Source organism: Nitrospirota bacterium (assembly GCA_023229435.1).
In the GTDB taxonomy this organism is placed as follows: Bacteria; Nitrospirota; UBA9217; order UBA9217; family UBA9217; genus JALNZF01.
Genome location: JALNZF010000002.1, coordinates 1 through 23,707, shown reverse-complemented (window position 1 = coordinate 23,707; position 23,707 = coordinate 1). Strand labels below are relative to the sequence as shown.

At 54.0% G+C, this 23,707-nt stretch carries 23 protein-coding genes and 2 pseudogenes; 15 read left to right on the top strand and 10 right to left on the bottom strand.

What is annotated here, in order from left to right; genetic code table 11:
- Positions 1-329 precede the first annotated feature (329 nt).
- The 10 genes and pseudogenes from M0R70_01755 to M0R70_01710 all read left to right on the top strand — a co-directional run bounded on the left by M0R70_01755 (position 330) and on the right by M0R70_01710 (position 9,435).
- Positions 330-755, top strand: coding sequence for a ferritin (locus M0R70_01755; GenBank protein MCK9418084.1), 426 nt, complete (start codon positions 330-332; stop codon positions 753-755).
- Positions 756-1,058: 303 nt separating this feature from the next.
- Positions 1,059-1,151 (top strand): annotated as a pseudogene (locus M0R70_01750) (KilA-N domain-containing protein).
- A 194-nt stretch (positions 1,152-1,345) separates the two neighbouring features.
- A pseudogene (locus M0R70_01745) lies at positions 1,346-1,677 on the top strand (DUF1016 N-terminal domain-containing protein).
- Positions 1,678-1,740: 63 nt separating this feature from the next.
- Positions 1,741-2,712 carry a virulence protein RhuM/Fic/DOC family protein gene (locus M0R70_01740; protein ID MCK9418083.1) on the top strand — a complete coding sequence of 324 codons (972 nt, stop codon included), beginning with the start codon at positions 1,741-1,743 and terminating at the stop codon, positions 2,710-2,712.
- A 29-nt stretch (positions 2,713-2,741) separates the two neighbouring features.
- Positions 2,742-3,587, top strand: a complete 846-nt coding sequence (panC, locus tag M0R70_01735; GenBank protein ID MCK9418082.1) for a pantoate--beta-alanine ligase — start codon at positions 2,742-2,744, stop codon at positions 3,585-3,587.
- A gap of 162 nt (positions 3,588-3,749) precedes the next feature.
- On the top strand, positions 3,750-6,278 hold the full coding sequence (hrpB, locus tag M0R70_01730) for an ATP-dependent helicase HrpB (protein MCK9418081.1): 2,529 nt from the start codon (positions 3,750-3,752) through the stop codon (positions 6,276-6,278).
- Positions 6,279-6,495: 217 nt separating this feature from the next.
- Complete coding sequence (locus M0R70_01725; GenBank protein ID MCK9418080.1) at positions 6,496-7,125, top strand: hypothetical protein; 630 nt, start codon at positions 6,496-6,498, stop codon at positions 7,123-7,125.
- Between the two features lie 119 nt (positions 7,126-7,244).
- Complete coding sequence (locus tag M0R70_01720) at positions 7,245-7,799, top strand: hypothetical protein (GenBank protein MCK9418079.1); 555 nt, start codon at positions 7,245-7,247, stop codon at positions 7,797-7,799.
- A gap of 351 nt (positions 7,800-8,150) precedes the next feature.
- Entirely contained in the window at positions 8,151-8,609 is a 459-nt protein-coding gene (locus tag M0R70_01715) for a YhcH/YjgK/YiaL family protein (protein MCK9418078.1), read from the top strand.
- Between the two features lie 271 nt (positions 8,610-8,880).
- Positions 8,881-9,435, top strand: a complete 555-nt coding sequence (locus M0R70_01710; GenBank protein MCK9418077.1) for a hypothetical protein — start codon at positions 8,881-8,883, stop codon at positions 9,433-9,435.
- A 403-nt stretch (positions 9,436-9,838) separates the two neighbouring features.
- Here the strand turns inward: M0R70_01710 and M0R70_01705 are convergent, their stop codons facing one another.
- From M0R70_01705 to thrC, 10 genes are all read right to left on the bottom strand, one after another.
- The gene (locus M0R70_01705; protein ID MCK9418076.1) at positions 9,839-11,047 is read right to left on the bottom strand and encodes an NAD(P)/FAD-dependent oxidoreductase; all 1,209 of its coding nucleotides are present in this window, start codon (positions 11,045-11,047) and stop codon (positions 9,839-9,841) included.
- Between the two features lie 5 nt (positions 11,048-11,052).
- Complete coding sequence (locus tag M0R70_01700) at positions 11,053-12,024, bottom strand: 4Fe-4S dicluster domain-containing protein (GenBank protein ID MCK9418075.1); 972 nt, start codon at positions 12,022-12,024, stop codon at positions 11,053-11,055.
- Between the two features lie 168 nt (positions 12,025-12,192).
- Positions 12,193-13,773: an FAD-binding oxidoreductase gene (locus tag M0R70_01695; protein MCK9418074.1), complete on the bottom strand. Its 1,581-nt coding sequence runs from the start codon at positions 13,771-13,773 to the stop codon at positions 12,193-12,195.
- Positions 13,774-13,965: 192 nt separating this feature from the next.
- Positions 13,966-14,334 (bottom strand): hypothetical protein, encoded by a 369-nt coding sequence (locus M0R70_01690; protein ID MCK9418073.1) that lies wholly within the window; start codon positions 14,332-14,334, stop codon positions 13,966-13,968.
- Positions 14,335-14,401: 67 nt separating this feature from the next.
- Positions 14,402-14,794, bottom strand: coding sequence for a DUF2846 domain-containing protein (locus M0R70_01685; protein ID MCK9418072.1), 393 nt, complete (start codon positions 14,792-14,794; stop codon positions 14,402-14,404).
- Between the two features lie 593 nt (positions 14,795-15,387).
- Complete coding sequence (locus tag M0R70_01680; GenBank protein ID MCK9418071.1) at positions 15,388-15,762, bottom strand: hypothetical protein; 375 nt, start codon at positions 15,760-15,762, stop codon at positions 15,388-15,390.
- A 356-nt stretch (positions 15,763-16,118) separates the two neighbouring features.
- Positions 16,119-16,484, bottom strand: a complete 366-nt coding sequence (locus tag M0R70_01675; protein ID MCK9418070.1) for a DUF86 domain-containing protein — start codon at positions 16,482-16,484, stop codon at positions 16,119-16,121.
- Complete coding sequence (locus tag M0R70_01670) at positions 16,481-16,774, bottom strand: nucleotidyltransferase family protein (protein MCK9418069.1); 294 nt, start codon at positions 16,772-16,774, stop codon at positions 16,481-16,483. The genes M0R70_01675 and M0R70_01670 overlap by 4 nt, the downstream gene beginning before the upstream one ends.
- Before the next feature lie 380 nt (positions 16,775-17,154).
- Positions 17,155-18,363 carry an aminotransferase class I/II-fold pyridoxal phosphate-dependent enzyme gene (locus M0R70_01665; GenBank protein ID MCK9418068.1) on the bottom strand — a complete coding sequence of 403 codons (1,209 nt, stop codon included), beginning with the start codon at positions 18,361-18,363 and terminating at the stop codon, positions 17,155-17,157.
- The gene (gene thrC, locus M0R70_01660) at positions 18,356-19,702 is read right to left on the bottom strand and encodes a threonine synthase (GenBank protein ID MCK9418067.1); all 1,347 of its coding nucleotides are present in this window, start codon (positions 19,700-19,702) and stop codon (positions 18,356-18,358) included. Before thrC ends, M0R70_01665 begins: the two co-directional genes overlap by 8 nt.
- A gap of 532 nt (positions 19,703-20,234) precedes the next feature.
- On the opposite strand from thrC, the gene M0R70_01655 reads away from it, so the two are divergent.
- The 5 genes from M0R70_01655 to lpxC all read left to right on the top strand — a co-directional run bounded on the left by M0R70_01655 (position 20,235) and on the right by lpxC (position 23,217).
- Positions 20,235-20,729, top strand: coding sequence for a YchJ family protein (locus tag M0R70_01655; protein ID MCK9418066.1), 495 nt, complete (start codon positions 20,235-20,237; stop codon positions 20,727-20,729).
- 51 nt (positions 20,730-20,780) lie between these two features.
- Positions 20,781-21,077, top strand: coding sequence for a hypothetical protein (locus M0R70_01650; protein MCK9418065.1), 297 nt, complete (start codon positions 20,781-20,783; stop codon positions 21,075-21,077).
- 187 nt (positions 21,078-21,264) lie between these two features.
- Entirely contained in the window at positions 21,265-21,555 is a 291-nt protein-coding gene (locus M0R70_01645; GenBank protein ID MCK9418064.1) for a type II toxin-antitoxin system RelE/ParE family toxin, read from the top strand.
- A gap of 79 nt (positions 21,556-21,634) precedes the next feature.
- Positions 21,635-21,862 carry a putative addiction module antidote protein gene (locus M0R70_01640; protein ID MCK9418063.1) on the top strand — a complete coding sequence of 76 codons (228 nt, stop codon included), beginning with the start codon at positions 21,635-21,637 and terminating at the stop codon, positions 21,860-21,862.
- Positions 21,863-21,879: 17 nt separating this feature from the next.
- Complete coding sequence (lpxC, locus tag M0R70_01635) at positions 21,880-23,217, top strand: UDP-3-O-acyl-N-acetylglucosamine deacetylase (protein MCK9418062.1); 1,338 nt, start codon at positions 21,880-21,882, stop codon at positions 23,215-23,217.
- The last annotated feature ends 490 nt before the right edge of the window (positions 23,218-23,707 follow it).

Genomic DNA, 23,707 nt, shown 5'->3' with positions numbered 1-23,707 from the left:
GGCGTCTGGAGTTGCGCTGAGGCGGCAACACTCATGAAAATTGCTAAGATAACGGTAAAAAAAATTCTGGTTTTCCTCATCGTGTTCTTTCCTCCTTATACAGTATGGTACGCAGCCTTGCGGAAAAAAATCAAATCTATATTCTTTTACCAGAAACCCGGGGGGATGTCAAACAAAACCAGAGGGTTGCGGGTTGGATGCCGGAGCGATAGGCCGGCAGTTCTCAGGCGCTTTTATTGTTAAACCTTTCCTTTTCCGGATTTTTCTGGTAGTATTTTTAACATGTTCATAAAAGCAGGCAGATTCACATTTCGAAAGGAGAATAGTCCATGGTACAGAAAGCAAGCAGCAAGTTGACCGATATGATGCAGCAGGCGATCGCACGCGAGATACAGGTGAGCGTACAATACATGTGGCAGCATATCATGGCAAAAGGACTGGAGTCGGCGGAGATCGCCGATATGTTCGAGGAGGTCGCGATCTCGGAGATGAAGCACGCCGAGAAGATCGCGGAGAGGATCTTCTATTTTGACATCACCCCCACGACCAAACCGGACCCCATCAAGGTGGGCGGTACGATCAAAGAGATGCTCAAGCATGACGCGAAGGCCGAGGAAGAGGCCATCGATCTCTATAAGAAGATCATCAAACAGGCCGCTTCAGAGGGCGACACCACGACCCGCCTGCTCTTCGAGCAGATCCTCGCGGACGAAGAAGGCCATCACGATACGTTCACAACGTTACTGGGGAAGTAGATTTCTCCGAGTTCTCTTATCAGCGCCCGCGCTTTGCTCATGGCTCGTCTAATCAACGGGCCTTGACGGCGCGGGTTTTTTTGTATTCTGCACATCCCTATTGAATAGAAATATCCGTCTTCCCGACAGGACTCGCATGTAAGGTTTCCCGCAGCCTATCGTCAGCCCGCTTTCTCCTTTACTTTTCCTTGGAATTATAGTACCGTTTTGAAAAATCAACAGAATATTGGTCGTTTCCACTGCGCTGGATTTCCGAGGCGCTGTCTCGGAAATCGTAAGGAAACGAGATTTCCGACGCAGCGCGTCGGAATTTGGGCGCAGCTCAATAATCCGGGTTTTAATTCCCCCGAATTCGAGGGAATTAAAAACAAGGCCGGTCTGAATCGGTTTACCCTATTCTCGTCGGATTCTTTCGCAACAGCGCGGAGACCCTGTTATTGGTGCAGCGTTTGGATCGCGCGAAGAATGGTTTAATTAGAAACATGAAGTGGTTCTACATAAGAGATGGTCGAGCCCCCCTGCCTCTCAGGGAAAGTACGTCTAGGGTCATGAGCGCAAACAGGGCAAGGGATACGCAACCGGAATTAACGCTGAAAGTCATAACGAGCACAGAGTACAAAACCTTCTTCGCTGAGATCAAGGATCGGATACACAAAGCCCAGTATGACGCCTTTAAAGCTGTAAACAAAGAGCTTATAAGCCTTTATTGGGACATAGGCAAATCAATAGTGGCAAAGCAGGCCAAGCTTGGCTGGGGCAAGGCGATCGTAAAGACCCTGGCAAAAGATCTGCAAAATGAGTTTCCGGGGTTACAGGGGTTTTCCGTTCAAAACTATGGGATATGCGACAGTTATACTTATCATACAGGGACAATCAAAAACTCCAACCATTGGTTGGAGAAATTAGCTGGACTAAAAATGTAACTTCAGGGTTGTTCGTTCCCAGCGTATTGCGATCGTCGCAATGACATGCCGGAGTATAGAACATGAGTGAAATAATTATTTATGAAGATGCTGACGGACAAAGCGCGGTTCAGGTCCGGCTGGACGGTGAGACGGTCTGGCTGACGCAAAAGCAGATGGCTGACCTGTTTGAGAGCAGTACCGATAATATCGGCTTGCACCTGAAAAATATATATACGGAAGGCGAATTGTCCGAACCGGCAACTGCCGAGGATTACTCGGTAGTTCAAACTGAGGGTAAGCGACAGGTTTCCAGGACCATCAAGCACTACAACCTTGACGCCATTATTTCCGTGGGTTACCGGGTGAATTCAAAGCGCGGCGTACGTTTTCGTCAATGGGCTACCAATGTGCTGCGCAGGCATATTCTTCAAGGGTACACGTTCAATCAGGCCCGCCTGGCCGAACTCGGGATCACCGAGGCTCAGCAGGCGCTGGAACTCCTCTCTCGGACACTCCATGCCAATGCACTGGTGAATGATACCGGCAAGGAAGTGCTGGCCCTGATCGCGGATTATGCGAAAACATGGCGGCTGCTGCTGCAATACGATGAGCAGATGATCCCGCTTCCGCCAGGTTGCAGGCCCGCGCAGGGTGTGCTCTCTTACGAGAAGGCGAGGATCGCAATTGACCGTCTCAAGACGGATTTGATCTTCCGAAGCGAGGCGACACCACTCTTTGGCAACGCGAGGGGCGGGGCCTTGGATGGGATTCTCGGCAGTATCGAGCAGACGATGTTCGGCGACCCGCTGTATAAGAGCCGGGAAGAGAAAGCCGCGCATCTGCTGTATTTCGTCATCAAGGACCATCCCTTCAGCGACGGCAACAAACGCATCGGGTCGTTTCTGTTCCTGCTGTACATGGAACAGGAAGGCATGACATCACGCATGAACGAAACCGCGCTCACGGCGTTGGCCTTGTTGATAGCGGAGAGCGCACCGGCGAACAAAGACCTGCTTATACGTCTGATTATTAACCTGTTGACCACGGATTGAAACCAGCTGTTTCCATTAAGGTGCATGACATGAAAATTATCACCACAATATCCGATATGCAGTCACGTGCCGACTCTTTCCGCAGTGAGGGCAGGACGATCGGCTTCGTGCCGACCATGGGTTTTCTGCATGAAGGCCATCTCTCGCTCATGCGGCGCGCGCGGCAGGAGTGCGACGTCGTGGTCGTGAGTATCTTTGTGAACCCAACCCAGTTCGGGCCGAATGAGGACCTTGACCGCTATCCGCGCGACGAGGCAGGGGACCGTGCAAAGTGCGAAGCCGCGGGCGTCGATGTCCTGTTCATGCCCACGACCGCCGGGATGTATCCTGAAAAGCCGTCCGTCTTCATTGCGGTGGAGGGTATCTCCGATATTCTTGAAGGCGCACTCAGACCCGGACACTTCCGAGGCGTGGCCACGGTGGTGGCAAAGCTTTTCAACATCGTGAAGCCCCACAAGGCGTTCTTCGGCCAGAAGGACTATCAACAGTGCGCGGTCATCAAGCGGATGGTCAAAGGCCTGGACCTGGATGTGGACGTCGTGGTGCTTCCCACCCTGCGCGAACCGGACGGCCTCGCCATGAGTTCGCGGAACAGTTATCTGAACGCTGATGAGCGGCGCAAGGCCGTGGTCATCCATCGCGCCCTGTCCGCGGCAGAACAGCTGGTACGGACCGGGACGAGGGAGTCTGAGATGCTGAAGAGCAGAATCCAGGCTGTCTTGCGGGAGGAAAAGGGCATCGAGATCGACTACATCGAGATCGCCGACCACGAGACCCTCGCGCCCCTCTCATCAGCCAAAGACAGCATGGTGCTGCTGGTTGCCGTCCGGCTCGGACGCACGAGACTGATCGATAACCTCGTGATTCAATGTTAGGATGCAAACCCTCAGGTTAACAGGTTCACGGTTTAGGGACTTCGGCGAGCTCAGTCGAGCCGTTCACGGTTTAAAGCTGAATATTCAACGTTGAACGGTGAACCTGGAACCTTGGACCTAAGTAGTTTCCAATTACGCTCCTCCGAGGACAGAAGGCTTGTCGTGACTTCCTATCCCATAGATAGCATTCTCCCGAAGCTGAAGGAGGCGGTTCTTGCCAATCCCTCGCTCGTTCTGCACGCGCCGCCGGGGGCAGGTAAGACCACGCGTGTTCCGCTCGCACTTCTTGACATACTGCCGCCGGCACAGGGCCGGATCATCATGCTTGAACCGCGCAGGATTGCCGCGGTCTCGGCCGCGCGCTGGATGGCGAAGACACTTGGTGAGCAGGCAGGCGATACCGTGGGGTATGCCATACGCTTCGACGCGAAGCGGTCGGACAGGACCCGGATCGAGGTCGTGACCGAAGGCATCCTCACGCGACGCATCCAGTCAGACCCGGGCCTCGAAGGCGTCGCCATGGTCATCTTCGACGAATTCCATGAGCGGAGCATCCATGCGGACCTTGCCCTCGCGCTCTGCCTTGATATCCGCAGGCAACTTCGTCCGGACCTGAAGCTCCTGGTCATGTCAGCCACCATGGAGTGCGGCCCCATCGCGGCACTGCTCGGCAACGCGCCGGTGATCACGTCCACGGGGAAGGCCTTTCCCGTGGAAGAGCAGTACCTCGCGGATACTTCCGGTTCTCTTGCCCAGCGCATCACCTCGGCGGTCAAGATTGCACTGAAGGACACGCATGGCGATATCCTCGTGTTCCTTCCCGGTTCGGGCGAGATCCGCGCGTGCGAGAGGCAGCTTCGCGAAGCACTGAATATGAGCGAAGACCGCGTTGCGCTGCATCCGCTTTATGGCGACCTGCCGTTCGAGGAACAGGAGCGCGCCATTCTTCCGTCAAAAGACCAGCGGAAGATCGTGCTTGCCACGAATATCGCCGAGACAAGCCTTACCATCGAGGGCGTGCACGTGGTGATCGACGGCGGTCTGACCCGCATGCTCCGGTACGATCCCGCGACGGGAATGAACCGGCTGGTGACCGTCCCGGCTTCGAAGGCATCAGCAGAACAGCGAAAGGGCAGGGCGGGACGGCTCGGACCGGGTGTGTGCTATCGTCTCTACAGCAAGCATGACCTTCATGGCATGCCGGCTTTTACGCAACCCGAGATCCTCCTGTCCGATCTTTCGCCACTCGCGCTCGAACTCGCGGCATGGGGCGTGAAAGACCCGCACGCGCTCTCATGGCTCGACGCGCCGCCTGCCGCGGCATGGGCAACAGGAGTGCAGCTGCTCAAGGACCTCGGCGCCCTTGATGCCGCCGGCTCGATCACTTCGCCCGGCAGGGCAATGGCCCGCCTCCCTCTCCATCCCCGGCTCTCGCGACTCATGATAAGGTCGCAGGAACTGGGGTGCGTGGATCTCGGCGCGGACCTTGCGGCCATCCTGTCGGAGCGGGAAATATTCCGGCACAGCGCAACGGACCGCATGATCAATGAGCCTGATATTTCGGAGCGGGTTGACGCGCTGCGAAGGGGACGAACAGGGACAGGAGCAGGCAGGACAACTGATTCCTCCGCGCTCCGGGCCGCGGAGCGGACCTCGCAACAACTCCGGCGTTTGATGTCCGGGACAACGTCCGGCGCCGCGGAAAAGAACATTGATCACGATGCGATCGCGCGACTCCTGCTCTCCGCCTATCCGGACAGGATCTGCAAGCGCCGCGCGACAGGCAATTGCAGTTACGTTATCACCCAGGGAAGGGGTGTGCGTCTTTCGCCGGACAGTCATCTCGTGAGCAGCCAGTATCTCATCGCGGTCAACGTCGATGCCGGTGAGAAGACAGAGGGCATTATCCATCTGGCGGCGCCGGTCACCGAGGACCTCATTCGCAGCGAATGCGGGGGCCGAATCGAAACCTTCAGAAAAGTTGAATGGAATCGGCAGGAAAACAGGATCGCAGCCGCTGAAGAAGAGCGGCTGGGGGAACTGATCATTTCAGCGCGGCCCTTCACGCCTGCTGATGAAGAGGCCGCGCCGATCCTGTGCGACGTGGTCCGCGCGACCCCGGGACTGCTGACCTTCAGCAAAGAGGCGACGCGGCTCCAGGCCAGGACAGGGCTCATGAAGAAGGCCTTTCCTGAAGAGACCTGGCCTGACCTTTCCGAGGAACACCTTTTCATTGACCCGAAAGAATGGCTTCTTCCCTGGCTCGGGAACATTCGCAGTGCCCAGGGCCTGCGAGGTTTGAATGTCCTGTCGGCGCTGAAAGCAAGGCTATCCCGGGAACAGGGGAGGCTCCTCGACGAACGCGCGCCCCTGTCGATCACGGCGCCGAGCGGAAGCCGCGTGGCGCTCGATTATTCTTCCGGTGCTCAGCCCATACTCGCGGTCAAGCTTCAGGAGATGTTCGGACTCGCGGACACGCCGACGATCGCGAGCGGACGCGTCACGGTCCTGCTCCATCTCCTTTCTCCCGCGCGGCGTCCGGTCCAGATCACGCAGGACCTGAGGGGCTTTTGGAACACCACCTATCCGCTCGTGAAAAAAGATTTGAAGGGCCGCTATCCCCGGCATCCCTGGCCGGATGACCCCTGGAACGCCGCGCCGACAAAGCGCACGAAACCGCGGGGGACATGAAAGAAAAATATTCATTGATGGTCTCGAAAAAGCTCCCCGTGCCGTTACGATGAGGAGCACATTCGTTTTATCTTCATCCCCCGTGCTCAACCGAAATGTCCTTGCCAATAACCGCGCAACAAGCTATAATCTGCCGCATTGCAACACTATTTCATTCGCGGAAGATGAACGCTGATCATTGCTTTAATTTTCTGCCACGGGGCAGGAGGACATGGTTATGGGAAAAAAACTTGGTGAGATACTGATTGATGCCGGCCTCATAGACGACATTCAGCTGCAATCAGCCCTGGGTCGCCAGAAGACCTGGGGTGGAAAGCTTGGACATAGTCTCATTGAGCTGGGATTCGTAAACGAAGTGGACTTAGCTGAAACCATCTCAAAATATATCAAGATCCCCTATGTTAACTTATTCGATCCTCCCCTTGTGGAAAAGCAAATAAAACTTCTTGCGCCTAATTTGGTCAAGAAGTATGAGGTCGTCCCGACCAGTCTGCGAAATAGTACTTTGTTTATAGCCATGTCCGATCCCTTTGACCTTGATACGATAACCGAGCTTCAATTCATCACCAACCTGAAAATCTCCCCGGTTCTTGCGCTGGAATCAGAGATCAAAGATGCCATTCGTAAATATTATGATGGTGAGATCGTTGATCGGAAACCGACCAAGAAATCAAATTCGGGAAATCTGGAAATTATTCGTCCACGAGAAATGTCAGACACCCTCCAGAACGAGCAGCACGAGAAGGATTTACGACTTGACGCGTTAATTGATCTGCTGATCGACGAAGGCATCATCAGTCGGGAAAAATTCGCCAAGATGCTCGTGTTTAAAAGAGCCGGAGCATAAGTTAACTGAGGAATCAGCGTTCTCAAACCTCTGCGTTTATTGTCGCAAAGCTTCGAAACTCCGGCGACACTTCTGTTTTCTCTTCTTGCCTTCGTCCGCAAATATGCTAAAATACCTGCATGGATGAACATAACGATAATAGAAAAGCAGGAAATGAAGACGGGTCCGCGCCGCACACTCCTCGTGAGGTCGCCAGGCCGGGTGATTATCTTCGTGCGGTGAAAACCCATCTCCGGAAGGGGGACCAGAAGGAGGCCTTCATTCTCCTGCAGCAAGCCGCTCTGGAGTATCCCGACGACCCGTTTATCCTCTCCTATTACGGTTGTCTTCAGGCCCTGGTGGACAGAAAGTACCGCGCCGGCGTTGAAAATTGCAAGAAGGCCATTTCCCTGATAAAACAGGAGTCATCGTTCGGCGAGGAAATGCTTTACCCGGTCTTTTATCTTAATCTCGGCCGGGCCTACGTTGCGGCGGATAAGAAAGATGACGCGCTTGACACTTTTAGAAAAGGGCTGAAGTATGACAACAGCAACCGCGATATTCTGAATGAACTACGGATACTGGGCAGGAGGAAAAAAGCCCTCGTGCCGTTCCTCGACCGTTCAAACCCGATCAACAAATACGTCGGCTTGATTTTGCACAAGGCAAAAAAGACGTCTGATAAGAAGAGATGAACAACCGCAGGGAGAGGGAGTCGAGCTCGCCGGCAATCCTTTCACCTTCCTGAGTTCCATCGCATCCCGCCCTATGCAAAGCGTTTCCGTGAAAGCTCTCAAGAATCAATATTGACATATTCGCAATAAGTCATTACTACCGCAGAGACGCGGAGATACGGAGAAATGCATAGTGAAAATAGCAAAGGTTTTCGCTGCGCGTTTCCCTAAGTGGCCGCTTTTCTTTTGAAGGCTACGGCGTCTCTGCGGTTAAATTCGACTTATTGCGAGTCCATCTATTTTTACTCAAAATTTATCCGTGTCAAAGTATTTGACCCGGTTTTGTTGGTTCCATCATGTTAGGAGAACAGCATGGTAGTCTCGGACCTCGATCACATTGATCATCAGATCGTCAGAACACCTGGATTGCAGAAGGCCTTTGCTTTTTTGCGCGCAGATACTATTCACGGCCTGCCTGACGGCAGGTTCGAGATCGATGGGGACCGGGTATTTGCCCTGGTCCAGCGGTATGAGACAATGATAACCGATGCGCCGAAGTTTGAATGCCACCGGAAGTACATCGACGTGCAGTTCATCGTGTCCGGCGAAGAGGTCATTGGCTGGGCGCCGTTATCGCGGATGATGATCACCGAGGCCTATGACGCGGACAAAGACATCTGCTTCGGCACCGCGGCAGCGGGAAAATGGACGCGGGCGTATTTGCAGACAGGACAACTTGCCGTGCTCTGGCCGGAAGACGGGCATGCCCCCAAACTGGCAGGCAGTGCATCATCACCAGTCATGAAGATCGTGGTCAAGGTTGCTGTGTGAATGCCGGCCATCAATCAATTCTGCGTGTACCTGAAACCCATATTGAAAACAATTGTGCAAACCAGAGAGCCTCTTGCAAAAGTCTCGTTCATGGTTCGACAGGCTCACCACGAACGGAAATATCACTAAGAATTCAGTGCACCGCCGTTCGCCCTGAGCTTGTCGAAGGGTCATACAGGGGCTTTTGCAAGAGGCTCCAGACCCCTTCGTTTTTATGCAGAATTTCTCATTGCCCCCTTGTCTTTTAATGCGTTTATGCTAAAATGTGACCATGCATGAACAGGACAATAAGAAAAAAACAGAGCATGAAAGCGGGTCTGCGTCGCACGCACGTCATGGTGTCGCCAAGCCGGGTGAGTATCTCCGGGCAGTGAAAGACCATCTCCGGAAGGGAAATCAGCAAGAGGCTTTCGATCTCCTTCAGCACGCCGCCCTGCAGTATCCCTACGATTCTTTTATCCTCTCCTATTACGGTTGTCTTCAGGCCCTGGTGGACAAAAAGTACCTCGATGGCGTCGAGAAATGCAAGAAGGCCCTTGCCATGATAAAAAAGGAGTCATGGTTCGGCGAGGATATGCTGTTTCCGGTTTTCTATCTTAATCTTGGCAGGGCCTACGTTGCGGCGGGTAAGAAAAAAGAAGCGCTTGACGCTTTTGGAAAAGGGCTGAAGCACGACAACAGCAACCCCGATATCCTGATGGAATTACGGGGACTGGGGTCAAGGAAAAAAGCCCCCGTGCCTTTCCTCGACCGTTCAAACCCGATCAACAGATACATCGGCTTGATATTACGCAAGGCAGATAAGGCGCCTGATAACCAGAGATGAACCCGGCAGAGGGATAGAGTCAAGCTCGCTGGCAACCGGGTTCCGCGTCTGTTCGCATCCAGCAATTCTTTCACCATCCTGAGATCCATCGCGTCCCGCCATATGCAAAGCTTTTCCCTAGACTTTATCCGTGTCAACGTATTTGACGCAGCTTTGTTCGTTTTATCACTTAGGCGCTTACGCCTACAATGAGTTGTAGGGCAACCCTTCAGGGTTGCAGCTTTTCGGTTTCAGCAAGGCTGAAGCCTTGCCCTACAAAGACATTCAATTCAAACTACCCCGAAGGGGCCATGTTTGCCGGGCGAAGTTCGCAGGGCGGGTAGAACGAAGTGAAACCCGACAATGATTCTAACCATTCGCTTCGAGAGGGTCGCGAAAACCGCGCCCCCTCAACTTTTCGTTTTCATAGCCATCTGCGGGGATTGTATCCGCCCGTTATTTGCCGTGTGATCGCCTGCCAGAGCATCTGACGTCCCCAATTATATTTTCCCCAGGGCGCAAGGAACTTCGCCGTGTCCTTCAGCACGATGAGCTTGTCGCGCATACCGCGTTTGGCCAGGGTGCCCATGAAGTCGGCCTCGTGCGGCCGGCCAAAGAGGATCTTCAGGATGTTCCACTGGTCCGAGCAGCGCCGCACTTCGCTCTGGATCATCGTCCGGTAGATGTCCTGGATGGGTTTGTTCAGCCTGAAGGCATCCACTGTTGCTTCCCCCGCGATCGCCCCGGAATGGAGCGCGGCTGACATGCCCTCGGCGATCATGTTCAGGAACCCGGCTGCCTGTCCGGTCACGATGATGTTTCCCTTGCCGAAGACGTAGCGGTTGATGAGCGAGAGACCGAAGTTATTCACGCTCGCTTCACGCGAGACGCACGGTCCGAGCTTTACTTTATGGCGCTCTTCCAGGTAGCGCAGCGCCTTTACGTGGCGCGCTTCCAAATCGTCATCCGCTTCATACCCCACGCCCACGATCTGTTTGCCGTTCCGCAGATGGCTCCAGGTATAGTACCCGAGCTCTGGATGGAACCAGTAGTGGAAGTATTCCGGGTCCAGCGGACATTCGATGATCTCGTGAAGATGCTGCTTGACCGTGAACCACTTGATCTTTTCGCGATATTCCGGATACAGGGTGCTGACCACCTTGGAGTTCGGTCCGTCAGCGCCGATCAGATAGCGCGTCCGATAATGCGTGTCCTCCTGCCCGTTGCTTGCGACGACAGCTATGTGCGAGCCATGGTCAACGGCGGACAGAAATCGCATATTGTCATGGACCGTAGCGCCGCTCCGCTGGATCGCCCAATAGTCGGAATAGGTGCGGTTCAGGTGCGGGGTCGAGCCGCCGTCGAACTCCATGGGCAGTTCAACGCCGCCGGGAAAGTAAAAGGTCACGCCTTTACAGGCCGTGGGCTCGTGCAGCACTTCTCGGGGCAGGGGACCGAAATTTTCTATCAGAAAACGGTGGCCGCGCGGCGAGATGATGCCGCTGCAGGGCTTCGAGCGAGGGAGGCTGAACCGCTCGAGGGCGATGGTCTCGTATCCGGCGTCAACGAGCCGCTTTGCGGCAGCCGCGGCAGAGAGGCTTGCGCCGACGATGATAACGTCTGTTGTCCGCACGTTTGTCATCCCTCCATCACCTCGGCCAGATGGACCACCGGGATCGTTGTGTGCCGGGCAAAGGCCTCCCGGTCGTCAAGATGCTCCACCACGATGCGCTGTGCGCTACGGCCTTCCAGCAGCCATCTCACCTGTGTCTCGACGGAGACGATGTTTTCCAGGCCCATGTGATGCTGATAGCTTGCCGCGCCCGTTGGTGTTGCCACGCGCTGAAGGTCCAGGTTCATGAAGCAGCCGATCTCCCGGCGCAACGCGTCATACAATGCCACGAATGCTGTCCGATTGGCATTATAGGCGCGCGTTTCGATCATGTAGAAGTCGCTCGCTTTCAAGCCGGAGCGTACTTTCGGATTCGCGAGCAAAGCCTGTCCCAGGGAAAGGACCGTGATCGATGAAGGAAGCAGGGAACGCAGGAGGTTGAACAGAAGTCCGTCAGCAACAATGATCTCTTTCACTTTTATCAATGGTGTGATGAATTCCTCGATGCGGGTAGCGCTGATGTCCTGGCCTGATTCAAGGGAAAGCGAAATATCATAGCCGTCTTCGGAGTGGATGCCGGCGCGTTGTCCGAGAAGCCTGAGCACGGACGAGGCAAGTTTCGCATCCTCATTGAGCGCCTTTCCCGGAAGCAGGGTCCGGGAAGTTCCGGGTGTTTCAGACCTTTGCTTTCCGGATCGAGCGCCTGGTTTCGGAAGGAGCCCGCGTGCCGCAAGATTTTGACGTAATGTGATCGTGGCCTGCTGCGTGCGAATGCCCATGGGACAGAGGGGCTCGCAGGACCCGCAGAGGATGCATGCGCGGGCCGATGCAAGGAGGTCTTCCTCTGTTGCCCCGCCGAGTGAGGCCCGATTCCTGCCGCAATAGGTCAGCATCTTCGTATGGTGCTGGTTCCAGACCGGGCAGGAGAGCATGCAGACGCCGCAGCCGTTGCATTGCGATGGATCGGTGCTTATTTTAGATGCTTTATATCGAACCATTGTATTCCGGGGATTTCCCCTCACCCCAGCCCTCTCCCTCAAGGGGCGAGGGGGTTAAGTAATTTTCCTCTCCCCGATGGGGAGAGGATCGAGGTGAGGGGGTCTTTTCATTGTCAGACATAACCGCTTTTCTCTGCGTCCTCTGTGGTTAAAGGCTTTGCTGATCCATCAGAAGATCACATCCCGGTTCAGCACCATGGCAGGGTCAACTTCCCGCTTCATGGCAAGATGCTTATCCACCACGGCATCACCGAAGGCGCGGCGGATGTAGCCTTTCATCATGCCGCCGAAGCGGTAATAGCTCGTACCCATGTCCACGCCGATGTCGTAGATCTCGTTCTTGAACGATTGCAGATGATCGCGGCTGTAGGTATGGCCTTCCAGCATTGGCTCGAACTCGCACCCGTAGGCAATGCCTTCCGCGTCAGGCGGGATGCACGAGAGCTCGTAGCGCTCGCGCGGTCCGATGAGCTTGATGCCGACGCAGTAGAGCGTGTAGTGGGGAAAGTATTTTTTACACACCTCGTTGCCCCGCAGGATGGCCTCGAAGAACTTCTCGCGGCTCGTTGCCAGGTCCGGGATAACCATCTGTCTTCCGCCCCAGAATTTCCAGACTGCCTGAGAAAACACCACCGTACGGTCAACCATCTTACCATTGTGCATATGATGGGATGGCTGGAGCTCCGGCAGCAGTGTGCGCTTTCGATCCAGAAGATACAGCGCCTCGCGGAATTTCCATGGCCTGAGCGCGTAGTAAAGTCCCGTGTGGAACGCGAAACCCAGTTCTCCGAATCCCCTGAGGCGCGGCCGCCATTTTTTGAAGAATGCTTTTTCCCGCTCTTCGGAATCAAATGCCACGAGCAGGTTCACTGCCCGGTCGAGCATGGTCAGGATGCCCGTGTAGTCCGCGGCGTCCTCATCACAGATCATCACGAGATCTTCCATGGCAGTGAGCAGGTCGCCGTAATAGAAGTAATGCATCGTGAGCGGGGTAAAGGGCCTGATGCGGAGCGTCGCCTCGGTGATGATGCCGAACTGGCCGTAGCCGAGCAGCACGCGATTGAACCACCAGGTGTTTTCCTTCTCGGAACATTCCAGTATCTCTCCGGTGGGCGTGACGATCCTGATCGCCAAGGCCTGGTCCGCGCTGCAACCAAGGCGCGGGGAGTTGATGTCAATGCCGCCGACGCCGAGCGTGCCGCCGACCGAGGCGGTCATGTTCAGCGGGGCCGAGAGGTAATCGAGTCCATGCCTGCGGAGTGACTCCGCGAGCGAGTGCCAGTAGATCCCTGCTTCGCAACGAACTGTCATAGCGTCTTTGTCGATCGCAATTACACGGCTCATGCCGCGCATGTCCAGCTGCAGTCCGCCGAACGAGACCGTCTCTCCCTCGGTTGTGAGCCCGCCCCCGCGCACGGTCACCGGTACGCAATGTTTCTGTGCAGCAGCCATGACGTCGGCCACCATCCCGGTCGTTCGTGCTATCAGCACGCCGCGCGGCAGGCCATAAGCCATTCCTCCTGAGTCCGTAATATATAGTGTTCGCGCGGACTTCTGCTCATCAACCTCGATCCCTTTCGCGGCAAGTTCGGCCACAAAGGCCAGCCAGCCGTCTCCGTCCCAGCGAGCAGGGTTGGTCTGCTGTCGTGGTATACCGACGAGCGAATCCGGGGCAACGGGGCACGGGGGGATGACACCGGGTTTTGCGGTTTCGATGTCGAAGGGTTTGTGTTTGAGGTTATTATTCATAGAAAGCAGCGTGTATGGCGGACAATATACCCCCGCAGGGAAATTTAATCAAGCAACGATGCCAGGAATGCTATATAGACATTATTTGCGTATGGCGGCTTGATATTAAAGAAGTCTTGGCCAGAAGTTGCTGCATAAAAAGAAGAACCGGCGGTAGCTCCGCCGGTTCGTTTGAGAAGTGTTTTGTGAACGCTATGCGGTTTCTGTCTTTGCCAAGTCATTCAACATTTCATTTACCTTATCTTGAGTCCAGTAGCCTATGCCGGTAAAACTTTCCTCGACTAATGGCTCCATTAGCCACTTATTAAAGAACGCCATGTTGCTTCCTCTTTTTAAGAACTTCGGGTTACGGACGAAAAAATGCTTTAAGTCATGAAGAACAGGAAAAAGATTGTTAAAAATCGTTGTAGCGTCTATCGCATTCTTTGTTGCCGCAAATTCATCTTTTATTTTTTTCTGGTTAGACAAATGATTGGAGAACAACTGAAGAAAAAATCCGATTACAACACCGGCGAGACTTGCAATGGCACCTATGACAGCATCCATGTGATTTTGAAGCATACATATCCTCATAAAAAAAAGAGCCTCGAAGGCTCAACCCGCCGGGGCTCTTTTATTAATTATATGATTACTTCCGTTCCTTAATAATTGTTCCTAAATCCGTATTCTTAACCTGATATTTACCTTCGTAATCAGGAATTCGTAGCAGCTCATTCCTTGCCATAACAAATCCCATTGATGCGTCTTGTCTGAAGAAATATATTTCTCCTGCCTTTGCATCAATGAATAGTTCACTCCAATTTTCTGCTTTTGACAGTATTGTGTGATTGCCTGGTTTAACAAAAAAGTAAATAAATTGTGAGCCACGAGTGTAGCCCATCTCTGAGCTATCTTCTTTATCGTCAACAAAAACATTGAAGCGAATTAATTTACCTGCTGAGGATGGGCGTACTACATATATTAAGGCATTATCTTTATCAGCCGTTTTGGGTAACTTAAAATCACTTACTTCTGATTCCATTACTGCACGGCTTGGCAATGAGGCACAGCCTGACAACAACGAAAAGGAAACCATTAAAAGAAGACTTACTAATACAAACAATTTTCTAATCATTTTTATCCCTCCCTTCAATACATTTTTACTGAACACGCACAGGCTTAGTTCCGTCGCTTGATTGTATGTTAAGAAATTCTTGTACCCGGAAGAATAAGAAAAAATCCTGACATTTCGCATCACCTTTAACTGTTACTGTTACCGGTTCTTTATGCGGTGGTATGGTTAACGTCTGTACATCCATCGAATGAATTGTACAACCTGAAAGACTCGTGATAGCAACCATGAGAACCGCAAGTCCAATAACTATTTTTCGCCTCATTGAAAAATCCTCCTTTGAATAGAATGAATACAAGTGCTCTGAGTCTATAACAACCACGGTTAAATGTAAATAGGTTTAAGCAAGTATGTTTAAGCAAGTATTTTGGTTCCGACTATGAAGCGATAAAGAGCAAGAAGAACATTGGGGTCTGGTCTTGAAATATAAGAAACTGCCTTTTCAAGACGCGACCTCAATTCCACGCAGGATGCACTATGCCCCACTGATCTGCCGGCATACCCTACACCGGAATTTCCAGCAGTATCTTCGCGTAATCAACGTGCGGAACAACCCGTTTCTTGTCCGCTTCCGTCTTTTCGAGCGTGACCAGCCCTACTTCGGAAAGCATTTTCAGGTCCTGGTTGACATTCTTCAAATCCCGCTTCAACATCTTCGCCAGTTCATACACAGAGCCCGGCTTGCGTTCACGAATCGTCTTCAGGACCAAAAGCCTGTTATTGGTAAGGACCGCCTGCATGGTGTCGATAGTGTCGAAGTAAATGCCCTCCTCTTTCCTCACTTTCTTCCCGGATGAGATCTTTTCCCAGGCTTCGGAAAAATCCTTTAGACTTTCCGCCAGCCCTTTGATGCCTATGTCGCTCTTCTTCACGTTCATAATTCACCTCGCCGCGCCATGTCCACATCCCTTACAAAATCTTCGATCAGGGCATCCACGTCACTGAACTGATACAACTTTGGCGACATTGTTTCTAACTGTGCTTCCCACCCGCGATTCCGTTGATGCAAACGAATGTTTTCGATATTCAGAATCTGTGCGTCCACATTCATTGCAGTACATTGCAACTGCAACTCCGCGGAAAGAAAAAGCCGGTCAAAAATGAATTAACTCATTTTCAGCCGGCCTTGCGGTATTCTCTCGATGACAGTCTCTACTGTTACGCATACATGCGCTTTTCCTTGAAGCGGGACAAGGGCGATGCCTCCTTCATGCAAATCCTCCGGCTCCGCTCGTCATCCCGCCTGTTCTTCACCCTCAATATCCGCCAGCATTTTTATAAACCTGGGTTTCAACGGCGGAAGCTCGCTGGTTGCCACCTGCCATACGATCTCCAAATCGATGCCGAAATACTCATGGATCAGTTTGTCTCTCATCCCGGCCATCTTTTTCCAGGGAATGTCGGGAAAACGGTCTCTCAGCGTTTGAGGAATGTTCTTCGCAGCTTCGCCGATGACCTCGATGCTCCGGATAACGGCGTTTATCGTTTTCTTATCGCCCAAGAAAGTATCATAGGACATGCCGTGCACGAATTCGCTTGATTCGGTTATGGATTCGACGATGTCCTGAATATAATCGCCGTATTCCTTCTTGGATGTCATAGGCTAACGAGTTCCTGAAGGATGTGTTTGCCGATTCGGGGTTTGAGTGCCTTTTTCGAAACCAAGTCGACTTTGACGCCGAGCAAACCAGCCAGGTATTCTTCGAGATCGAGAAAAGCGAAGAAACCGACAGGTTCGGAAAACTCCACGAGAATATCGATGTCGCTTCCATCCTTCTGCTCGCCTCTTACGTATGATCCGAAGACACCGATTGTTTTGACCTTGAATCGGTCCGAGAGAAACAATTTATGCTGATGAAGGGCGCTCTTGATTTCCGGCAGGGTTATCATTTATCACTCCATGTGGGAGGTCCGCTTGAGCTGGTCCTGCGGTGGGCGTTTTTCTATTTCTCTTTCGAGCTTGTCTATGGTAACAATTTTAGGCATTACACACTCCAAATAAGAAAGATTACTATAAACCCCTTGAAAAGGCAAGGCAAAAGAAGGTCCTGTCAAAAGAAGGTCCGGTCAATGCTGAAATCATCGGTTCCCATGAATTGGTATGTTCGAATATTTATTCTTCCGCAAAGTAATCCGAGTTCACCCTCCTTATTTCACCCTCCTCGTGATGTCTGTTTCCCTTGCTGTTCGTCCCAGTGTGCAAACGGTACGCCGTTTCTGCTCGGAAAGCCCCCCGCCCTGATCGCCCGAGGCGCGACTCGCCTCGTCTTTTAAATTTTCTCCAACGCCTGCTTCAGGTCCGCGATCAGGTCGTCCACATCCTCCAGGCCGAGCGCCAGTCGCACCAGGTTGTCCTCCATCCCGATCTTCTTGCGGAAGTCTTCGGGGTAGTCGAAGAACGACATCATCCACATCTGGGTCACCAGGCTTTCGCTGCCGCCGAGGCTGGGGGTGATCAGGAACAGTTCGAGCGAGTCGATGAACTTCCGGGTCTTCGCGTCGTTGCCCCGGAGCAGGAACGTGACCACGCTGCCGAAGCCTTTCATCTGCGCCTTAGCGATCTTCCGGTCCGGGTGGGAATTCAGGCCGGGGTACCAGACCTTTTCGATTTTCGGATGCGCTTCGAGCATCCGCGCGACGGCCAATCCCGCCTCGTTGTGGTGTTTCATCCGGAGGCCGAAGGTCTTGAGTCCCCGTTCCAGCAGGAAGCAGGTGAGCGGACCTGGCACGGCGCCGATCATGCGCTGCATGCGGTAGACGTCGTTCATGAGCTTGTCCGAGCCGAGAGCGACGCCGGCCAGGAGGTCGTTATGGCCTCCCTGATACTTGGTGGACGAGTGGACCACGACATCGACGCCCATATCAAGCGGCTTGATGTTGTACGGCGTGGCCAGCGTTGCGTCGATGATGGTCAAGACCTTGTGTTTCTTCGCGACCTTCACCACCGCGGGGAGGTCCAGGCAGCGCAGGTACGGGTTCGTGGGCGATTCCGTGAAGATGATGTTCGTGTTGGGCCTGATCGCCTTCTCAATGGCTTTCGCGGTCGGATCTACCAGAGATACCTGGATGCCGAACTCGGCCAGCAGGTTCGAGGCGAAGTCGCGCGTCTGACGATAACAGTCGCTCGTGAAGATGATGTGGCCGTCGCGGCGCATGAAGGTCATGAGGGTGAGGATCACGGCGGACATGCCGCTGGAGAACAGCACCGCGCGCTCGGCGCCCTCGATGGCGGCAAGCTTCCGTTCGCACTCGGTTTGGGTCGGGTTGCCGTAGCGGCCGTACTCGTGCTCGCGCAGGAGTTTGCCTTCGCTCTTTGCCTTCATGAAGTCGTAGACTTCCTGGGTGTTATTAAAATAGTAGTTCGAGGTATGCACGATCGGCGTGGAGACCGCGAAGTGGGCATGATGAACACGGTCCAGGCCGTGGATGCCGAGGGTGGCCGGCTTCCATTTTTTGGGATCGGACGGTTTCTTAGACATTCTGTTCTCTCCTCTTTTTCAATGCGTTCGTGAGCGCTTCCTTGACCGCGCCCACATTCGCAGACACTTCAATGGGTTTGTTCGCGTACTGGCTGGGGAAGCCAAGCTTCCCTTCGTGATAATTGATCTTGAAGTCGGTGAACTTGAGCCCGTGGGCCGTGGAGATGACCACCACATGCTCGGACTTGTCGATCTTGCCGGCCTTGATCAGCTTTATCATCGCGGCCAGGGCAACGCCGGTGTGCGGGCAGTTGAACATGCCGGTCCGGTCGCCCAGCGCGGCGGCATCGGACAGCTCCTGCTCCGTGGCGTCCATGACGATGCCGTCGAACTGCTTGAGCGTCCGGATCGCCTTCTCGATGCTCACCGGGTCGCCGATCTGGATCGCGCTTGCCAGCGTCTTCCCGGCCTCCATGGGTTCGAAGGAAGCGAAGTTCTTCATATAGGAACGATAGAGCGGATTGGCGCGTTCCGCCTGGGCGACCACGATCCTCGGCAGCTTGGTGATCAGCCCGAGGTCGCGCATCATGAGCAGTCCGCTGCCGAGGGCCGAGACATTCCCCAGGTTCCCGCCGGGAATGACGATCACGTCGGGGACCTCCCAGTCGAACTGCTGGACGATCTCGATGCCCACGGTCTTCTGACCCTCGATCCTGAGCGAGTTCATGGAATTGGCCAGGTAGATCGTCTCGTCCTTCGTTATCTCCCGCACCACGCGCATGCAGCCGTCGAAGTCCGTGTCCAGCGACAGGACCAGGGCGCCGTTGGCGATCGGTTGGACGAGCTGGGCCATGGATATCTTGCCCTTGGGAAGAAGCACGATGGACTGGATTCCGGCGGCGGCGCAGTAGACCGCAAGCGCGGCGGATGTGTCTCCGGTCGAGGCGCAGGCCACGGCCTGGATAGGAGCGCCCTCGCTGATCATCTGCTTGACCTGCGACACGAGCACGGTCATGCCGAGGTCCTTGAACGATCCGCTGTGGGAGTTGCCGCAGAGCTTGAGCCAGAGGTTGTCCACGCCGATGATCTTGCCGAACCGCTCTGCCCAGAACAGGTTGGAGCCGCCTTCGTAGAGCGAGACGATGTTCTCATCGGCGATCTGCGGCAGGACCCATTCCTTCTTGCCCCAGATGCCCGAGCCGTAGGGCCACTGGGTGGACTTGTAGCGGTCCTCGAAGATCTTCATCCACGCCTTGGCGCTCCGGTGGGCAAGGGCCTGCATGTCGTGCTTTACTTCCAGCAGTGAATCGCAGGTCTTGCAGCGGTAGACGATCTTGTTGAGCGGATACTGCTCATTGCATTTTTCATTGATGCATTGGAACCAGGCTCGATATGACATGGGCTTCACCCCCGGTTATTCTGATGCATTTGCAAAAGCCTGCTGCGAACGGCTGCCCGTAAGGCGGTCTCATCAGAAAAACACGCGCTTCTCAGGCACCGTGAACTATAGCACACTGCCCGGCCTGGAATCAATGCAAAATTGGCGAGCATGGATCGTTTACGTGTGCATCTGTTTTTTTGGGCAGCTCATCGCTCGGCCGCGCAGCATGCAGGGCTATATACAGTATCTCCACCCTGGTATGCAGGTCTCGCAGCACTCCACCCTCGCCCTTTTAAAAGGGCGAGGCCGTGTCTGCCTGGTCTTGTTCTCGCAACTACGATTTGTGCAGCATTGCTATGCGCGTCTTTCGCTCAGAGCTACCCGGCGCAGGGGAAAGGCAGAATCAAAAAAGCTTTACCCAACACGAGTCCTTTTTTCTCGTTGCGCTTCATTGCGGTTTTTTGTATGATATTTATTCATCTCACCGGAAAGCGGGCTGTCATGAGGACGGCGCCGGGTAGACCTCGAATTCGCGCGTAAGGAGTACGGAATGGATCTTTGTCCCTGTGGTTCACAAGTTGCCTATGACGCGTGCTGTCGCCCGTTGATCAAGGGTGAGCTGCCGGCGCTGACCGCGGAGCAGCTTATGCGCTCCCGCTACAGCGCCTATGTCAAGCAAGAGATCGATTATCTTCTCACCTCTCTTCATCCTGAACACCGGTCGGGCTATGACGAGCAAAGCAGCCGCGCCTGGGCTGCCAGCACGGTATGGCATGGGATCACAATCGTTCAGACGACTGCCGGCGGACCGGAAGACAGCGAGGGCCAGGTGGAATTTGTGGTGTCCTATTCCGAGAAGGGGAATAGGCAGGAACATCACGAGCTCTCCCGGTTCAAAAAGGAACAGGGGGCCTGGTACTTTACAACGGGAAAGACCATGCCGAAACCGTCCATCCGCGTTGCCCCCAAGATCGGCCGCAACGATCCCTGCTCATGCGGGAGCGGCAAAAAATTCAAGAAGTGCTGCGGCGCGCAGGCCGGCTGAAAAACAGGCTTGGCGGCCCGTTTTGCTCCCGTTCGACCAGAAGGAAATACGATGACACAAAAAAAAGATCCCAAACAGATCATGCAGGAGTTCCATACATGCCAGAACCGCCAGTTCATGGCGATAGCGGCAGCGCTCTTTTCCGTTCTTCTGTGCGCAGTGGTCTATAAGCGCCCCGATCTCTTCGGAGCATTTTCAAAAGTCACCCTCTTCGGGGCCCAGGCTGTTATTATCGGCTCGTACATCGGCTTTACCTCCCAGAACTGGAAATGCCCCTCCTGCGGGAAATACCTGGGCACCGATATCAATCGACATGTCTGTAAAAAGTGCGGAGCGAGACTGCAATAACAGGATCTCACAGGAGTTAATGGATGCCGGTTGCAGTTTGCGGTGATGTGTACTTCCTGTATTTGTGGTAGTTGCCAGTCTTAGCAATATTATATTTTGCTGATTTATCGTTCAATCATTCATACCCCACTCCATCTACGGAAACATTCTCCTTGACTTCATGCATCCTATGGGATACAATTAATTTGTGATCGAAATTCGTAAGACAGAGGTCTTCGAACGATGGCTTATGGGGTTTCGTGATCAACGGGCTGTTGCCAGAATTAACACGCGGCTTCGGCGTATGATGCTGGGGAACCCTGGAGACGTGTCGCCTCTGAGAGAGGGCATTTCAGAGCTGCGAATCGATTACGGTCCTGGCTACAGGGTTTATTTCGTACATCGCGGCCGGGAAGTAGTAATCCTGCTTGCGGGTGGCGATAAGCGCACGCAGACGCGGGATATTGAAAAAGCGATTGAAATGGCGCGGATGCTGTAATTAGGAGGGCACCATGAAAAAAGGAAAGCTCAAAACAACGAAATGGGACGTAGTGGATTACCTCAAGACGGACGAAGACATGGCGAATTATCTTGAAGCCGCCATTGAGGACAGTGACCCCGCCCTGATTTCTGCGGCACTTGGTGACATCGCGAGAGCAAAGGGCATGTCTCAGGTTGCCCGTAAAGCCGGACTCGGCCGCGAAAGTCTTTACAAGGCTCTCTCTCCGAACGGCAATCCTGAGTTTGCCACAATACTCAAGGTTGTGAAGGCGCTCGGTTTGCGTCTGCATGCTACAACTTCGTAAGGTATAAAATCATTTACATGAATCCTATCTGCATAATAGACGACGAATCTTCCATCTGTTCCACCGTTGCGAACATTCTGAAGGACGAGGGGCATCAGGTCATCTCATTTCCGGATGCTGAGAGCTTCTGGCAGAAGCTCGATACGCTCGAGCCCTCTCTTGTCCTGCTGGATATCTGGCTTCCCGGCATCGACGGTATGCAGCTCCTGAAACGCCTGCATGACCGGTTCCCCGCGCTCCCCGTCATCATGATGAGCGGACATGCCGGGATCGAGACGGCGGTTGCCGCCATAAAGGCCGGCGCCTATGATTTTTTGGAAAAACCGCTGCAGCTGGAGGTCTTGCTCGACAAGGTGGCGTCCGCCCTGAAGCATCGGCCTTCCGGAAGCAACGAGAGCCTGCCCTCGGATACGAGACTCGAGATCGTCAGCGCCGACCTTTCGATACCTCCCGGCGCGGTGGACGTGGTGGATTCCCCCGAACCTCAGCGCACCATCAGGGGGAATGTGGTCCTGAACGGCATCGGGCTCCTGAGCGGCCGGAACACCGGCGTCATTCTGAGCTCCCTCGGGACCAACGAAGGGATCATCTTTCAAACGCTTGACGGTCAGACCATCCGCGGACATATTACCTCACTTGAGGATTACTCCCAGTCCGTCTCATCGCAGACCTTCTCCGCCAACTCCACAACCCTGGACAACGGCAGGCGGCGGGTGCGCACCATTGAACATCTGATGGCGGCCCTTTCCATGTACGGCATAACCAACGTGCTCATAAAGGTTGACGAGGAGATACCGAACATAGACGGGTCCGCCAGGGATTTCTGCAACCTCATAGAAGAGGCAGGGATCGAGGAACAGTCTGCTCTCACCCGGGTTGCCGTCATCCGCAAGAAGATCGGCGTGGGAAACGAGGCGAAGCATGAAAAGCATCTCACGGCGGAGCCCTTTGAAGGGTTCGAGATATCGATGAGGGTTGACTACCCGCTGCCCATAGGTGAACAGATCCTCACGTTCAATCCTGAACGCGGGTCTTTCGCCAGGGAGATAGCCCCGGCCCGCTCCTTCAACACCTTTGAGAATATCGACATGGCCCAGAAGCTGGGAAAGGTCGGCGGCGGATATCTCAATTCCCACATCATCATGTACGACGGCAAGGTCATCAACACGGAACTCCGTTATCCCGACGAATTCGTGCGCCACAAGATATTGGACCTGATCGGAGACCTCAACCTTCTCGGCCTTCGCATCAGAGGACGCATTACCGCCAACATGACCTCCCACAGCTACAATCAGGCCCTGGTGCAGCGCTTGTACCAGGCTGTTCAGAGCAGCTCCGGTTCGCAGGCAGGGTAGAGCCCCTGCCTTAGGCATGCTGGGGCAGGTTGTGCGAAATCCGACAAGGTAAACGCTGCCGGGTTGCCCCGCGCCGATCGCTTCGCCCCGCGATTCGTGCGTATATTACATTCATAACGCTGCCAACAAAAATCTTGACAGGGGAAAACAGTTCCACTATATTCACCTTATGTATACCCCTCCCGTGGTCATCCTTAAAGCTGGTCACATTGCAGCATGGCAGCGCATCGCCGTGGCCGAGGGGGGATTCTATTAGTTTTTTATTGCATAAATAGAATGCCAGGAAACCCAAGGGCCACGGAAAATCGATTCCGTGGCTTTTTTATTCGCTTAGGCGCTTACGCCTATAACATCGACAAAAGATTGTCGATGTTTGGGTTTTTTATGTTTTCATTGAGTTGTAGGGCAACCCTTCAGGGTTGCGGCTTTTCGGTATCAGCAAGGCTGAAGCCTTGCCCTACAAAAACGTTAAATTCGAACTGCCCCGAAG